Below are 16,334 nucleotides of genomic sequence, written 5' to 3' on the forward strand. Positions count from 1 at the left end.
AATACGAGTTTATTTAGCCATAAGTGAAATTGCACTGAGATCGGCGGTGTAGGGCTGGCGATAAAAGCGTACCACCTCGCCCACCAGCAGCAGTGCGGGAGATTGCGCCTGCTCACGCGCAATGGTGACAGTCAGGTCCGCCAGGGTGGTCACCATCACGCGCTGATCAGGGCGCGTGCCATTCTCAATGATCGCCACCGGCGTATCGGCAGCGCGACCGTGCGCCTGCAACTGGGCGCTGATGCTGGCGCTCCATTTCAGCCCCATATAGAACACCAGCGTCTGATTGCTGGCGGCTAAACTGGCATCATCCAACTGTGGCTCACCGCTTTTGCCGTGCCCGGTGATTAGCCGTAAAGACTGCGCACAATCGCGATGCGTCAGCGGAATGCCGCTTGCTGCCGCACAACCGGCTGCGGCAGTGATGCCGGGCACTATCTGGCAGGTAATACCCGCCTGCTGCAGAAACAACATCTCTTCTCCGCCGCGCCCAAAAATAAAGGGATCGCCGCCCTTCAACCTCACCACCCGCCGCCCACTGGCCGCCAGATCGGTCAGTAACTGATTGATCTGCGCCTGCTTCAGGCCATGGCTGCCGGGCTTTTTACCGACATCGATCGACAGGGTCGAGGACGGCACTTCAGCCATGATCTCGTCGCTTACCAGGCGGTCATACACCACCACATCAGCGCTTTTAATCAGGCGTAGTGCTTTCAGCGTCAGTAATTCGACATCACCCGGCCCTGCCCCCACCAGCCACACGCAGCCCGGCGCCGAATCCCCACTTTGGAAATTGAACAGTTTTTCAAGACGCTCAATGGCCTGAGTCATGATGTTCTCCGCTACTGCGCCACACGCAGGGTTGCCAGTAAGTTTTTAAGTTCCGGAATACAGGAGCCACAGTTGGTGCCGCACTTTAACGCGGCACCGAGTGCCACTGGCGAGTCGCAGCCCTGCTCGATCGCGCGACGGATCGCCACTTCTCCCACGCCGAAACAGCTGCAAATTGTCCGGCCCTGGCTTTCCCCCTGAGCCGGACGCCCACCCAATAGCGCATGACGCAGCTGCGGAGACGTTGGCGTCTCCGTGAAGGCTCGCGCCACGAAGCCATGATCAATCTCTGGCAACCAGGGCGCGGCATAAAACGCACACACTAAACGTCCGCTGCGCCAGCCCAACATGTGTAACTGCTGTCCCGCCTGCGCCTGTTGCCACTGCACTTCCTGCATAGCGGGTAACTGCATCAACCAATCTGCTGCCTGCGCCTCACCCGCCAGCACATACCGTTGTGCTCCCTGTTGCGGCGCACGCGACCAATACAACAGTTTCGGTGGTGTTATCACCTCAGGCATGAACAACCATCCCTGCCACGACGGACGCAGCGGTTGCAAACGCACTGCGGTCTGCTTCAACGCAGGTTGCCCCGAGTCAGGACAGCAGTGAGCCGCCACTAAGCCGTCGACATTTGCCTGCGCACTAAACTGACGCGTCCAGTGCATCGGGACAAACAGCTGTCCGCGTGTTAATCCACTGTCTATCATCACGCGACCACTCCACCAGCCCAATGCCGACTGCACACGGGTGAGTTCGCCCTGACTTAAGCCGTGTGCCGCCGCATCATGCGGGTGCAGCGCGACAAAAGGCTCATCGTAATGCTGCATCAGGCGCGGCACGTTGCCGGTGCGCGTCATGGTGTGCCACTGGTCACGAATGCGTCCGGTATTCATTAATAAGGGATATCGCGAACTGGTCAGCGTCTTAACCGGAATGGCCGGCGGCAACAAACGCGCTTTGCCATCCGCGTGGAAGAAACGACGATCGGCAAACAGCCGTGCGGTGCCACTCGGTGCGCTGTCATTGAGCGGCCACTGAACGGGCGCGAGCTGGTCATATTGCTCACGAGTGATCTGCGCCAGGGCGCTAATATCGAAGGCGCGACGGCCTTGATTTTCAAAGCCAGACAGCGCGGCGTGTTCGGCAAAGATTTCGCTGGGATGCTGCCAGGCAAAGGCTTCGGCATATCCCAGACGCTGCGCCACCTGCGCCAGTAACCACCAGTCAGGTTTCGCTTCGCCGGCCGGGGCGATAAAACTGCGCTGGCGTGATATGCGCCGCTCGGAGTTGGTCACCGTGCCGTTCTTCTCGCCCCACCCTTGTGCAGGTAACAAAACATCAGCCAAATCAGCGGTATCACTGCGCGCACTGACTTCGGACACCACCACCAGTTGGCACCTGGCCAACGCCTGAGCAACACGATTCCCTTCAGGCATCGACACCGCCGGATTGGTGCCCATGATCCACACTGCTTTGACTTCGCCGCTATCAATCGCATTGAACAGATTAACCGCGGTTAAACCGGGCTGACGCGCCACCTGCGGGCTGTTCCAGAAGCGACTCACGCGGTCCACCTCCTCTTCGCTGAACCCCATGTGCGCCGCCAGCTGATTGGCTAAACCACCGACCTCACGCCCGCCCATGGCATTCGGCTGTCCGGTTAACGAAAAGGGACCCGCGCCGGCATAGCCGATTTTTCCGCTGAGCAGATGGGCATTGATGATGGCGTTATTGTTGTCACTACCGGTTTGCGACTGGTTGATTCCCATGCACCACAACGTCACCACGCGGGGTTGCTGGGCAAACCGTTGCCAGAAAGCCACAATATCTTGCTCGCTGAGCTGGCAGGCGGCGGCGACTGTGGCCAGATCCCAGGCTTTGCAGGCCGCCAGCGAGGCTTCGACGTTGGACAGATGGGGCAGCATGCTTGCATCCACCGCATCATTGTCGCTCAGCCAGTTAAGCAGCCCGGAGAACAGCGCACTGTCCGACCCCGGCTGCAGGGCCAGATGCAGATCGGCGATATCACAGCTGGCCGTGCGACGTGGGTCGATCACCACCAGCTGCATTTCTGGTCGTTCGGTTTTCGCCTGCACCAGCCGCTGCCACGCCACCGGATGCGCCCACGCCGCGTTTGAACCGACCAGCACCACCATATCCGCCTGCTCGATATCTTCATAACAGCAGGGCACTGCATCGGCACCAAACGCCCGTTTGTAGCCCACCACCGCCGACGCCATACAGAGCCGTGAGTTGGTATCGATATTGGCGGCGCCGATAAAGCCCTTCATCAGCTTGTTGGCGGTGTAGTAGTCCTCAGTCAGAAGTTGGCCAGAGCCATAAAACGCCACTGCCTGTGGGCCATGCTGATCGATGATACGGCGCAGCCCTTGTGCGACATGATCCAGCGCCTGATCCATGCTGACGCGTTCACCGTGGATCTTCGGCCACAACAGACGCCCTTCATGAGACAGGGTTTCACCCAGCGCAGAGCCTTTCACGCACAGGCGGCCAAAGTTCGCCGGGTGCTGACGGTCCCCGCTCACCGGCTGTTCGGGCGCGTGGATTTCTACGCCACAGCCCACGCCGCAGTAAGGACAGGTGGTTTTCATGATGCAGCCGCGAGCGCGAGAATAGGTTGATGACCGAGCCACACTTTGCCGCCATCGACGCGTACCGGCCAGCAGCGCAGCTGGTGCTCGGCATTATCCAGACTCTGTCCATCGCGCAAACGAACCCGCTGCTTATATAGCGGAGAGATCACCACCGGTTCGCCCGCCACATCACCGAGAATCCCGCGCGACAATACGCTGGCCTGCGTGCCCGGCTCAATATCCTCCAGCGCGTAGATTGCTTCACCAAAACGGAACAGCGCCACACGCTGGCTACCCAGTCGCGCACCCATCCCTGCGGCCTCAGGAATTGACGCCACATCACAAATGGCGCTCCAGGGTTCAGCAGGCAGCGTTGTCACTGGAATGATGTCCATGGCCGCGGGTTGTCGCTGGTCGCGCACGCGCACATAGTTCAGGGTTTCATCCGCTTGCTCACTGTTGACTGTTGCACTGAACAATGCGCGGCGTGAAGGGTCCTGCAGCGTGCTTTGCCACTCGCACTGGTAGCGATCCACCACCAATTGCATCTCCTGCTCCAGCATGTCGCCTATACCAAGGGCATCCTCGATGATCACGCTGCGCAGGTAATCCAGTCCGCCCTCCATGTTGTCCATCCACACGCTGGTGCGCTGCAGACGGTCGGCAGTGCGCACATAAAACATCAGAATGCGATCCACATAGCGCAACAGCGTTTCATCATCCAGATCGCTGGCGAACAGGTCAGCGTGACGCGGCTTCATGCCGCCATTGCCGCACACATAGAGGTTCCAGCCTTTGTCGGTGGCGATCACCCCAATGTCCTTGCTCTGCGCTTCAGCACACTCGCGGGTACAGCCCGACACTGCCATTTTGATTTTGTGTGGCGCACGCAGCCCTTTGTAGCGATTCTCCAGCGCGATAGCGAAAGCGGTGGAGTCCTGCACGCCATACCGACACCAGGTCGAGCCGACACAGGACTTCACGGTGCGCAGCGATTTGCCGTAGGCGTGGCCGGTCTCGAAGCCAGCGGCAATCAGTGTTTCCCAGATGTCCGGCAGCTGATCCAGCCGTGCGCCAAATAGATCGATACGCTGTCCGCCGGTGATTTTGGTGTAGAGATCGTAACGGGCCGCTACTTCGCCGATGGCAATCAGCCCTTTAGGCGTGATTTCTCCGGCTGGCACGCGCGGCACCACGGAGTAAGTGCCGTCTTTCTGGATGTTGGCAAAGTAGCGGTCATTGGTGTCCTGCAACGGCAGATGCTGGGGTTTGAGCAGATACTCGTTCCAGCACGAGGCCAGCAGCGAGCCCGCCAGCGGCTTGCACACTTCACAGCCGTGACCTCGACCATGCTGCAGGATCAGTTGATCAAAGGTGGTGATATTGCCGACGCGTATCAGGTGATACAGCTCCTGCCGTGAGTAGGCAAAGTGCTCGCAGATATCCTTTTTGACCACCACACCCTGGTTCGCCAGCTCCAGCTCCATCACCTGTTTCACCAGCGCACTACAGCCGCCACAGCCGGTGGCCGCTTTAGTGCAGCTTTTGATTGCGGCCATATCGCCGCAACCGCCCTGCACGGCTGCACAAATATCCCCTTTGCTGACGTTGTGGCAGGAGCAGATCTGCGCGGCTTCCGGCAACGCCGCTACCCCCAATGCTTTGGATGGCGCCCCGGCCAGCTGCGGCAGGATCAGGCTTTCTGGTTCACTCGGCAGCGGCATCTTGTTGAGCATCATCTGAAGCAGACTGCTGTAATCACCGCTGTCACCCACCAGCACACCGCCGAGCAAGGTTTTGCTGTCTTTGCACACCACCAGTTTTTTGTAGATGCCTTTGGGATTGTCAGTCCAGTGATAGCTTTGACTGTCAGCGGTGCGGCCATGCGCATCCCCAAACGAGGCCACTTCCACACCGAGCAGTTTAAGCTTGGTGCTCATATCCGCGCCGCCGAATGCCAGCTCCTCCTGCGCCAGCTGCGCTGCCAGCACGCGCGCCATCTGATAGCCCGGTGCCACCAAACCAAAAACCTGCCCTTGCCACAGCGCACACTCGCCAATCGCATACACGCCGGCCACGTTGGTTTCACAGCCGTCGTTAATGGCAATGCCACCCCGCTCACCGAGTTGGATGCCCGCCGCACGCGCCAAAGTATCGCGTGGTCGGATACCGGCGGAGAACACAATCAGATCGGTTTCCAGTACGCTGCCATCGGCAAAGCGCAGCAGCACGCTGCCGTCCGGCTGGCTTTCAATCGCTTCGGTCTGTTTGCTGGTGTGGATCTGCACGCCCAGCGCGCTGATTTTGCCGCGCAGCATTTGCGCCCCGCCATCATCCAGCTGCACCGCCATCAGACGCGGGGCAAACTCCACCACGTGGGTTTCCAGCCCGAGTTGCTTCAGGGCGTTGGCCGCTTCCAAACCCAGCAAACCGCCGCCGATCACCACGCCGCGCGTGGCCTGTTTGGCGCAGGCGGCAATCGCATCGAGATCGGCCAGGGTGCGATAGACAAAACAGCGCGGATTCTCACGTCCTGGCACCGGCGGCACAAACGGCATCGATCCGGTGGCCAGCACCAGTTTGTCCCATGCAAGCTCCGCACCGCTGGCATCGCGCAGGCTGCGCTTGTCGGTATCAATCGCCAGCACTTCGCAACCCGTGCGCAATTCAATACCGTGTTGCGCGAAGAAGTTTTCGCTCACCAGAGAGAGATCGTCGGCACTTTTGCCGGTGAAGTACTCGGTGAGGTGCACGCGGTCATACGCCATCTGCGGCTCATCGCCATACACCACGATGTGATAGTGCTGGTGCATTTCCCGACTCACCAGCTGCTCAAGAAAATGGTGGCTGACCATGCCGTGGCCCACCACGGCGAGAAGAGGTTTGCTCATCACATTGCTTCCTGCAGCACACGGCTGCGTTAAGGGATTCTCCAGACCAAACAGCGCGTGAATGTCCACGTGTTCTGCCTGTTGTAATTGGGTTAGCAGCGAACTGGCGCCCTGACTGTCGCCAAACAGCAGCACGCCGCGCAGGGCGCCATCGCGTAAGAACAGACGGCGATAGTGGCCGTCGAAAGGATCAAAACTGGTGATAGAGTCGCCTTCACGGATGTCGCCCGCGCTGAACATCTCAATGCCGGTGACTTTGAGCCGCGTACCGCTCTCCTGATGGTAAAAATCCGCCACCTGCGCGCCGGCCAGCTGTGCCGCCAGCACATCGGCCTGAGCCAGACACGGCGCTACCAGGCCAAAGGTCTCACCGTCGATTTCACAGCATTCGCCCAGCGCATAGACGTTAGCGACCTGGGTTTGCAGCTGACGGTTAACGATGATGCCGCGCTGGCATGGCACGCCAGCCTGCTGCGCCAGGGCGATTTCAGGCACCACGCCAATCGCCATCACCACCTGCTGCGCAGGCAGCAACGTGCCATCGGTGAGCGTCACGTGAGCGCGATGGATCGATTGCAGCGATACGCCGAGGCGACAGTGGATACCGCGCTGAGTGAGATGCTGTGTCAGTAGTGCACCCGCCTGTTGATCCAGTTGGCGATCCAACAGCCACGGACGATGATGCAGCAGCGTGACGTCGCGACCGCGCAAACGCAGCGCCGCAGCGGCTTCCACCCCAATCAATCCACCGCCCAGCACCACCACCGGTCCATCCTGCGCCAGCATGGTGTCGACATCGCGCAAGGTGCGGAACCCCAACACCTGCGGGCGTTCAACACCCGGCAGATCCGGCATACGCGGTTGTGAACCACAGGCAAACACCAGCTGGTCCCAGTGCAGCGTGCGTTGATCGGTGAACACCGTCCGTGCGGTGAGATCCACTTGCAGCGCTTCTTCCCCCATCAGCAGTTGTACGTCATGTGCGACATACCATTCCGGCGTGTGGATCAGCGTGTCCGCGAAGGCTTTTTCCCCAGACAGCACCGGTGACAGCAGCACTCGGTTGTAATTGCCCTGTGCTTCACGGCCAATCACCGTGATGGAATAGCGGCCCGGCGCACGTTGCAGCAAGGTTTCCACCATGCGCATCGCCGCCATGCCGTTACCAATCACCACCAGTTGCTGAGTCATCGCCCGCTCCTTACGCCACTGCCGTCTGTTTTTCGTAGAGGAAATGCAGGATCTGCTGGCGTAGCTGGTGATAGCGCGGCTCATCGGCCAGCGCCACGCGCGAACGCGGGCGCGGCAGATCGATAGCGAGGATCTCGCCCACCTGCGCCGCCGGGCCGTTGGTCATCATCAGCACGCGGTCCGACAGCAACACCGCTTCATCCACGTCATGGGTGATCAGCACAATGGTGGTTTTCAGCTCCTGCTGGATGCGCATCACGCTGTCTTGCAGGTGGGCGCGCGTTAAGGCGTCGAGCGCGCCGAACGGCTCATCCAACAGCAGCACGCGTGGTTTCATCGCCAGCGCACGCGCAATACCGACGCGCTGTTTCATGCCGCCGGAGATTTCCGAGGGGCGCTTGTGCATGGCATGGCTCATCTGCACGCGATTGAGGTTGTGCTCGATCCACTCGCTCATCTCGCGCTTGTTCATCTGCCCTTTAAACACCTGCTGCACCGCCAGCTCAACGTTCTGATAGGCGGTGAGCCATGGCAGCAGCGAGTGGTTCTGAAATACCACCGCACGCTCGGGGCCGGGGCCGCTGATTTCGCGGTTCTCACATAGCAGTACGCCGCTGCTCGGTTGAGTTAAGCCAGCGATCAAGTTGAGCAAAGTGGATTTACCGCAGCCGGAGTGGCCAATCAGGCTCAATGTTTCACCCGCGTGGATATCGAAGCTAACGTTATCGAGTGCCAGAAATTCACCGCTGGCGGTGTTAAAACGCTGACTCACCTGCTGTACGCGAATAATCGGATTCATCATCGGCCCCTTATTTATCCCAGCTAAAACGACGTGCCAGCAGCATCAGTGCCTGCTCCAGCAACAGCCCAATCACGCCGATCACCACGATGGCGATCAGGATGTTTTCCACGTTGAGGTTGTTCCACTCGTTCCAGATCCAGAAGCCAATCCCGAGACCGCCGGTCAGCATCTCGGCAGCAACGATCACCAGCCAGGCGATGCCCATCGACAGGCGCATCCCGGTGAGCACGGCGGGCAATACCGCGGGGAACAGAATGCGGCGCATCACCGTCCATTCGTTGAGTTGCAGCACGCGGGCGACGTTGAGGTAATCCTGCGGGATGCGCTGCACGCCCTCGGCGGTGTTGATCACCATCGGCCAGATTGAGCAGATGAAAATGGTCCAGCTGGAGGCCGGTTCCGCACGCTGGAACAGCAGCAGACCAATCGGCAACCACGCCAGCGGGCTGACCGGACGCAGCAGCGCGATGATCGGGTTAAACATGCGCGCCACAAAGGTGAAGCGGCCAATCAGGAAACCGGCTGGGATGCCCACCAGCGCTGCCAGACCAAAGCCCACCGCCACGCGTTGCAGCGAGGCGACGATGTTCCAGCCAATACCCTGGTCGTTTGGCCCATTGTTGTAGAAAGGGTCAGCAAACAGCGTGACGGCCGCCTGCCAGGTGGCATACGGCGTAGGGAAGCCTTTGCTCGACATCGATGCCAGCTGCCAGACAAACAGCAGCAGAATGACGCCGCAACTCGCCGGGATCAGTCGTTGTAGCAGCGGTTGCAACCAGCGCTGACGAGCGCGCGGTTTCTGTGGCACGTTAAGCGCAATCACCTGCGCCGGCTGAGCGACGACAGGCGTCGCGGGTTTTAGCGTGCGGGCTTCAGATTTCATGCTGACCTCACTTAACTGCGTTTAATGGCAAAACTGTCGGCATACGCGGCAGGGTTACTGCCGTCCCACACCTTGCCGTCGATAAGGGTGCTGCTGCGCATTTCACTGGACGGCACGGAGACGCCTCCCACTGCGCTGGCGGCTTGTTTGTAGATGTCGATACGATTGATTTGACGGGCAACGGCAGCGTAATCGGGGGCGGTCTTCACCATGCCCCAGCGCTTCATTTGCGTCAGGAACCACATGCCATCAGAGATCCATGGGAAGCTCACTTCGCCATCGTGGAAGAAGCGCATGGCATGCGCGTCCTGCCATTTCTGGCCGAGACCGTTTTCGTACTGGCCGAGCATGCGCCCTTCTAAGGTTTCAACTTTGGTGTTGATCCATGCGCGCCCGGCTAATACGGCGGCGGTCTCTTTGCGGTTTTCATCAGAAGCATCGATCCAGCGTGCGGCTTCCAGCACCGCTGCCGTCATGGCGCGCGCCGTGTTAGGGTTCTCTTGCACCCATTGCGCGCGAGTGGCGAGGATTTTTTCCGGATGATCGGGCCAGATTTGCTGCGTGGTGGTGGCGGTAAAACCGATGTTGTCGCTGATGGCGCGCTGATTCCATGGCTCGCCCACGCAGAAGCCGCTCATGTTGCCCATCTTCATGTTCATCACCATCTGCGGCGGCGGCACCACCACGGTGCGCACATCCTCAAAGGGATCGATACCGGCGTTTGCCAGCCAGTAATAGAGCCACATGGCGTGGGTGCTGGTCGGGAAGGTGTGCGCGAAGGTGAACGTGCCTTTGGCCTGGCTGGCGATCAGCTTTTGCAAGCTGGTGGCATCCGTGACCTTCTGCTCTTTCAGTTGATTGGCGAGCGTGATGGCCTGACCGTTGTTATTCAACGTCATCAGGTTAGCCATGTCGTGCTGTGGGCCTGCTACGCCCAGCTGTAAGCCGTAGATCATGCCGTACAGCGCGTGCGCCGCATCCAGCTCGCCCGCAGTAAGTTTGTCACGCACCGCCGCCCAACTGGCTTCTTTGCTCGGTTGCAGCGTCAGACCGTACTTCTTATCGAATCCTTTCACCGATGCCATCACTACCGGAGCGCAGTCAGTGAGTGGAATAAAGCCCACGCGCACGCTGCTTTTTTCGGGCGCATCTGATCCGGCAGCCCACACCGCATTACGTAAGCCCGGCAATAAATAACTGCTGCCTACCACCGCGCTACCCAGCAGGAACTGACGACGTGAGACTGAAAACCGCGTTTTACTCATCATGCGCTTCCTGAAAAAAAGAAATAAAAAAAGGCGTCCTCCCGCATGTCGTAAAAACATGGGGTCGGACGCCTTTATCCAAAGCACTCGCTTCACCGCCGTTGGCGAAACAAATGCGCAATGTCAGTGGAATATTGCAAAGCCTGTGCCAGAAAATTTTTTACTGCAAAATCAATATTAGCGCGCCATTGAGCCGTGAATCTGACTCCGCTTTGCACTGCCAGGACGCATAATACGCACAAGCTTTGTGCAACTACCTCCTTCGGGTTATGGCTTCAGCGTGGCCGCGACGGCGAGGATCGCCTGAGCAATATCCAGCATGCGTTTGTTCTGATTCATGGCACTTTTGCGCAGCGCTTGCCACGCATCCTGCTCGCTAAAACCGTGCTGCTGCATTAGCCATCCTTTAGCCTGGTCGATGACTTTTCGCTCATCCAGAGAAGCACGCATGGTGGCAAGTTCATCCGCCTGTGCCTGTAACCGTTGCGCCTGCTCGCGAATCAGTGACAGCACAGAGCGGCCGAGTTGGGGGGCGAGACCGTTACTGTCGAGTGTTGTTTCCTGCTCACCCAGCCAGCTGGCGCCAGCGACATACAATGAGAAACTCGCGTCCTCATTGATCGCTGAAAGCTGTGGTTCAGCTTGTTCGCTCGCCGCAATGGCACGCTGGCAACAAGCTATTAATGTGCTGCACAGTGCATCCTCAATCTGTTTCATCTGATCGAGACGTTGGCTGAGCAGCGTGAACCACTGCAACACGCCATTTTCGCCGCACTGCGCGCCGGTGCAGGCAATGCGGCGCAGACGCTCAATCTGGCTGTCCGCATCCGCCATCATTAACCATCGCTGCTGATTTTGCGCATCCGCGAACTGACTGAAGGTCGCGAAGCTTTGCTCCTGAGCGGCGATCAACAGTTGAATCCGCTGGCGCTGTTGCGCCGTAAACTCCCCAGCAGCGAAGCCGGCAGAACCGGTGGCTCGCTCCTGTCCCGCCAGCTCCTTACCCTGCATAAAGCTAAAGAGCGCGATGAGCGCACGGGAAATATCCGGTTCACTGGCCGTATCGGTGGCTTCGAAGACCAGGTTAAGCAGGGTGCGGATGATGTCGTTAAAGCCATTCATCGCTTCCGTATGGCTGCATTGCCCTGCCCGTATTTGCTGGCGTAATGCCGGCAAGCTCTCTAAGGACTGCAGCGCTGCGGCTATCAGCATGCAGAAACGGCTGTAACCCGGTTGCGCCACCGCTTCCGGCAGGAGCTTAAGGGCATTTTCCTGCCGTTGCGCGACCTCACGCGCGCGCGCATCCAGTTCCTCGCCAAACAGCCGTCCCGCTGAACAGATCCAAATGTTGCTGGCACCGCGCTCACGCTGCAGCACGTGAATGAGTTCACTCAATGCCAGAATCTGTTCGCCCGTGCGCATTAATCGTTTCAGGCTGGCAACTTCGCTGGCGCGACTGGCGCGCAAATACTCTAAAGCCCGGCTCATAATGCTCTCTACGTAAAATAACAATACTAATGTTAAGCAAAAGCCGTGCCGGACTGGCTTTAAAGATGGTGGAAATGTACGCGGAAATTCCGAAAGTAAGAAAATTGTTTACTCGCGCAATCTTTTTTTAACCTTAAGGAAATATTAAGAGTGCTTACTATTAATCAAGCACCTTTCTGGGTAGCTTCGGCTTTATCGCCTGCGTTATACGCTTACGTGGGTAAATAAGTAAACTCAGCTTATCTATCACTAAAGGCACGCGTTTTTTATCACCGGGCTATGAGCTATTTTCGCCCGGTAGCACGGGATTTCTCGCGATGCAATGGATTGAATTCTCAAAAGTCTTAGGTAGACTGAGCACAGCACTATCTTTCTGTAATCTGACTGTTTTTTGATGGCTTTCCTGCTGCATACTCTGCCCGCCTTAAATGCGTGTGCCACACATTAATCTGCAGCTAATCTGATGAAATTTGAGGTTCATGGTGAATAAGAGTCTGTTGCTAACTCTGCTGGCGGTATTAACGTTGGCGGGTTGTAAAGCGCCACCCCCGGCGGTGACTGATGACACATTGGTCACCAGTGAGGTTAATGGCGTCAAGCTGATCCACCGTAATGCGGTGGCCGCACCAGGCGAATTTACGCCAGTTAATGAGAGTTTCCGTGCGCTTTACGCAGCATCGGTGATGACCACGCCAGATTATGGCGGCAAGATAGTACGTTATCTCGATAACGCTAAACCTTTTGAAGTGCTGGGACGTGTTGAACATAGCTGGTTAGCGGTTGCCGATGAACCCAATGGACAGCTGATTGGTTACATCCCTCCGAAAGCTGGGGTTGAAAGCAGCCGTTATGACGCCACCGTGCGCAGCGATCGTCCGCGTCCCCGCCGCACTAAACAGGTCTGCGTGGCTGTTGGCGGCGCCAGTAAGGCTTGCCGTACCAACGATACCGCGACCTGGATCTTAGACTGATAATGCAATACGGCGCAGATTGTCCACAGCAAGGTTGTACTCTGTGGACTGCCAATAGCGCGATTGCCAGGAAATACGATATTTAATGACCCAGGATTCTGTTGCCCGCGATGGCATTGTCGCGGGCAATGATAACCTTTTGCTTAATGCCGCAGCACCGATCCTGAATGCCGTTGTCCGTATACGGCAGGCTGCCACGCATGACGATCCCGCCGGTTTACGCCAGTTGCTGATTGAAGAAATCCGCCATTTTGAACAACGCTGCAAGCAAGCCGGTTTGCCGTTCGAGATGATCATTGGTGCGCGCTACTGTTTATGCAGCGTACTGGATGAAGCGGCCGCACAAACCCCATGGGGTACGCGCGGTGTGTGGTCAGGGAATGGGATGCTGGTCACTTTCCATAATGAAAGCTGGGGCGGCGAGAAAGTGTTTCAGCTGCTTTCCCGCGTCTCGCAAAGCCCGCAACAACACCTGTGGCTGCTGGAGCTGATTCATTACTGCCTGCTGCTGGGCTATGAAGGCCGTTATCGCGGCAGTGACGCTGGCCGTGCGCAGTGTGAAGGCATTCGTAAACGGCTCGCTCAACTGATTCAGGAAACACGCCCATCGACCGCTAACCCGGCCGCCCCGCTGGTGGAAGTACATCCCTTAGTCAGTCGCCTGACCCGCCCGATGGTGCCGTTATGGGCCTGTGCAATGTTAGCGGCCCTGATTGCCTGCCTGATTTATAGCGGCCTGAACTGGCGGCTGGGCAACGCGGCCGAACCGCTGCTGCGTGCCATCTATCAAACCCCGTTGCCGCAAATTATGCCTGGGCGTCGCCCTACCTCACCGCAGGCGTTGCTGGATTTACATCAGCGTTTGAACGATGTGATCGCCGCCGGTCAGCTGGAAGTCAGCGATGGGGCATTTGGCAGCAAGGTGATTATTCCCGCCGATAAACTCTTCTCCCCGGACGGAACCGTGGTCAATCAGGTCGGTCGCGCGCTGCTGGCGCACGTTGCCAGCGCTATGAAAACCGTTAAAGGCACGGTGCTGGTATCCGTGTATACCGATAACAGCCCTGTTGATGGGCGTTTTGCCTCAAGCTATGAATTCTCCTTTGCGCGCGCACGCGCCGTGACGCAATTGCTGAATCCGCAACTGGCCGAAGGGCACAGCGTGAAAGCGGAAGGTCGCGGCGACAGCAATCCTCTGCTGCCTAATGACAGCAATGAAAACCGCGCGCGCAACCGCCGTGTGGAAATCACCCTGTTTGCCGCACCGGAAACCCTTGGCAATCATCCGGGAGGTGAGTGATGCGCGCATCGCTGCAACATCTGTTAACCCACCGCCTGCTGTGGAGCCTGATTGGTGTCACGGCCTTAAGCTGTGTGCTGTGGATGCTTGGGCCGCTCTGGACCTGGGGAGACACGCGCCCGCTTGAGCCGGTGTTTCCTCGTCAACTGCTGGTTGGTTTGCTGTTCTTCTGCTGGGTGCTGTTCCAGTTTATCCCCGCGATTTGGCGTGGCTGGTTTAACAGCAAACTCCTGAACCGTTTGCAGGAGATGAGTCAGGAGGAGCTGTCCGATCGCCAGGCTACCGATACGCTGCTGTCTCAGCGATTCAGTGAAGCCGCCCTGCGTCTTAAACGCACCCAGTTTGGCCGCCGCCATCAACAGAGCTGGCTGGCACGTTTTCAGAGCCACTATCTCTATCAGCTTCCCTGGTACGTGATCATTGGTGCGCCCGGTGCGGGAAAAACCACCGCCCTGCTCAATGCCGGACTGGAGTTTCCACTGACCGATAGCCTCGGTAAAGCGGCCATTCGCGGCGTCGGCGGCACTCGTCACTGCGACTGGTGGTTCACCGACAGCGCGGTAATGATTGATACTGCTGGGCGTTATGCTTTGCAGGAGAGCCAGCGCGCACGTGATGGCGCCGAATGGCAGAGTTTCATCAACCTGTTGAAACGCTATCGCACGCGACAGCCGATCAACGGTGTGATCATGACCATTAGCGTCGCCGACCTGCTCACCGATTCCGCGGAAGCGCGCCACGCGCAGGCCAGCGCATTGCGTAGCCGCATGCAGGAGTTACACCAGCAAACCGGTATCCATTTCCCGGTGTATGTGATGGTCACCAAGACCGATCTGCTGAAAGGGTTTTTAAGCTTTAACGAAGGTCTGAGCAAACCGCAGCGCGATGCCATCTGGGGATTCACCTTCCCCTGGGAGCCCGGTAAACCGCACAAAGATGACTGGCATAATAGTTTCAGCCAGCAATATCAGCGATTAGAACAGCGCCTGCAGCAGCAACTGCCCACGGTGATGGCGAATGAACGCGATCTCACCCTGCGTGCTGACTGTTTCCTGTTCCCACAGGAGTTCAGTTCATTACGACCGTTGCTGAACGAGTACCTGGATGTGGTGTTCTCGCGCCACGAGGATGAGATTGCCTGGTCAGCGCGCGGCTTATTCTTTACCAGCGGGACTCAGGAAGGCTTACCGTTTGATCGCATCATGGGCGAACTGAACCGTAAGCTGCAGTTGCCGCATACCGGTGAAAGTAGCCTCGCCACCTGGGATAGCGTCACCCGTAACAACCCCATCCCCGGAAATAAAGGTCAGAGCTTCTTTATCCGCGACCTGCTGAGCGATTTGGTGTTCCGCGAAAGTGGTCTGGCGGGCAGTAACCGTCATTGGGAGTATCGCAACCGCCTGTTCCACTGGATTGGCTACGGTGCATTGACCGGCGCACTACTCTTGCTCTCCGGTTTATGGCTGGCCAGCTATTTCCAAAACCAGCATTACCTTGACCAGGTCACTGCACGTATCGAGCCGATTACCCGCCAGAGTCAGCAGGTGATCCATCAGCCAGCCGATAATATCTTTGATCTGCTACCCTTCTTAAATAACCTGGTGAAGTTGCCGTTGTCGGAGCGCTTTTCCCTCGACAATCCACCGCTTAGCATGCGCGTGGGACTCTATCGTGGTAACCAGGTAAGCGATGCGGCATGGGTGCTTTATCAAAATGCGCTTAAGTCTTTGTTGTTACCGCGCGTCGCCCAGCAAATCACCAATTTGCTGCGTAACGACCCCGGTAATGACAATGAATACAGCCGTAACGCGCTGCGTGCTTACCAGATGTTGTATCAGCCGCGCAATTACGACGGCGAATTCCTGCGTGGCTGGCTGATGCAGAACCTGCAACGTAACCTGCCTGATGATGTCAGTGCACGGGATTTGCAGCAGCTTGACTGGCACCTCAGCCAGCTGCTGGATCAGCAGATTCAGTCGTCTCCCTATGCGCGAGATAACGCATTGATGATGCGCAAGCTTGCAGAAAATCTGAAAAATGCCGGTGAGAATGGCAGTTCGCTGGCGATCGCGCCTCAGCGGGTTTCGCAGCGATTGACCGGACACAGTGAGTAAT

The 16,334-nt window shown here is 58.0% G+C and carries 10 protein-coding genes; 3 read left to right on the forward strand and 7 right to left on the reverse strand.

Annotation, left to right across the window (positions count from 1 at the left end):
- Window positions 1-9: 9 nt before the first annotated feature.
- The 7 genes from cobA to ACXI0A_RS13200 form a co-directional block, all read right to left on the reverse strand.
- Window positions 10-831: a uroporphyrinogen-III C-methyltransferase gene (gene cobA, locus ACXI0A_RS13170; RefSeq protein ID WP_476148421.1), complete on the reverse strand. Its 822-nt coding sequence runs from the start codon at window positions 829-831 to the stop codon at window positions 10-12.
- Between the two features lie 11 nt (window positions 832-842).
- Complete coding sequence (locus ACXI0A_RS13175; RefSeq protein ID WP_476148419.1) at window positions 843-3,446, reverse strand: molybdopterin-dependent oxidoreductase; 2,604 nt, start codon at window positions 3,444-3,446, stop codon at window positions 843-845.
- Window positions 3,443-7,510: a nitrite reductase large subunit NirB gene (gene nirB / locus ACXI0A_RS13180; protein ID WP_476148417.1), complete on the reverse strand. Its 4,068-nt coding sequence runs from the start codon at window positions 7,508-7,510 to the stop codon at window positions 3,443-3,445. Before nirB ends, ACXI0A_RS13175 begins: the two co-directional genes overlap by 4 nt.
- A 10-nt stretch (window positions 7,511-7,520) precedes the next feature.
- Window positions 7,521-8,309, reverse strand: a complete 789-nt coding sequence (locus ACXI0A_RS13185) for an ABC transporter ATP-binding protein (RefSeq protein WP_097116841.1) — start codon at window positions 8,307-8,309, stop codon at window positions 7,521-7,523.
- Between the two features lie 10 nt (window positions 8,310-8,319).
- Window positions 8,320-9,195 (reverse strand): nitrate ABC transporter permease, encoded by an 876-nt coding sequence (gene ntrB, locus ACXI0A_RS13190; RefSeq protein WP_224931705.1) that lies wholly within the window; start codon window positions 9,193-9,195, stop codon window positions 8,320-8,322.
- Window positions 9,196-9,206: 11 nt separating this feature from the next.
- The gene (locus ACXI0A_RS13195) at window positions 9,207-10,460 is read right to left on the reverse strand and encodes an ABC transporter substrate-binding protein (RefSeq protein ID WP_476151046.1); all 1,254 of its coding nucleotides are present in this window, start codon (window positions 10,458-10,460) and stop codon (window positions 9,207-9,209) included.
- A gap of 267 nt (window positions 10,461-10,727) precedes the next feature.
- Complete coding sequence (locus ACXI0A_RS13200) at window positions 10,728-11,948, reverse strand: nitrate- and nitrite sensing domain-containing protein (RefSeq protein WP_476148415.1); 1,221 nt, start codon at window positions 11,946-11,948, stop codon at window positions 10,728-10,730.
- Window positions 11,949-12,427: 479 nt separating this feature from the next.
- On the opposite strand from ACXI0A_RS13200, the gene ACXI0A_RS13205 reads away from it, so the two are divergent.
- The 3 genes from ACXI0A_RS13205 (at window position 12,428) to tssM (ending at window position 16,333) form a co-directional block, all read left to right on the forward strand.
- On the forward strand, window positions 12,428-12,919 hold the full coding sequence (locus ACXI0A_RS13205; RefSeq protein WP_224931701.1) for an SH3 domain-containing protein: 492 nt from the start codon (window positions 12,428-12,430) through the stop codon (window positions 12,917-12,919).
- Window positions 12,920-13,004: 85 nt separating this feature from the next.
- Complete coding sequence (gene icmH, locus ACXI0A_RS13210; protein ID WP_224931699.1) at window positions 13,005-14,219, forward strand: type IVB secretion system protein IcmH/DotU; 1,215 nt, start codon at window positions 13,005-13,007, stop codon at window positions 14,217-14,219.
- Window positions 14,219-16,333: a type VI secretion system membrane subunit TssM gene (tssM, locus tag ACXI0A_RS13215; protein ID WP_476148412.1), complete on the forward strand. Its 2,115-nt coding sequence runs from the start codon at window positions 14,219-14,221 to the stop codon at window positions 16,331-16,333. The genes icmH and tssM overlap by 1 nt, the downstream gene beginning before the upstream one ends.
- The last annotated feature ends 1 nt before the right edge of the window (window position 16,334 follow it).

The sequence above is a fragment of the Pantoea sp. C1E2 genome, assembly GCF_056491465.1.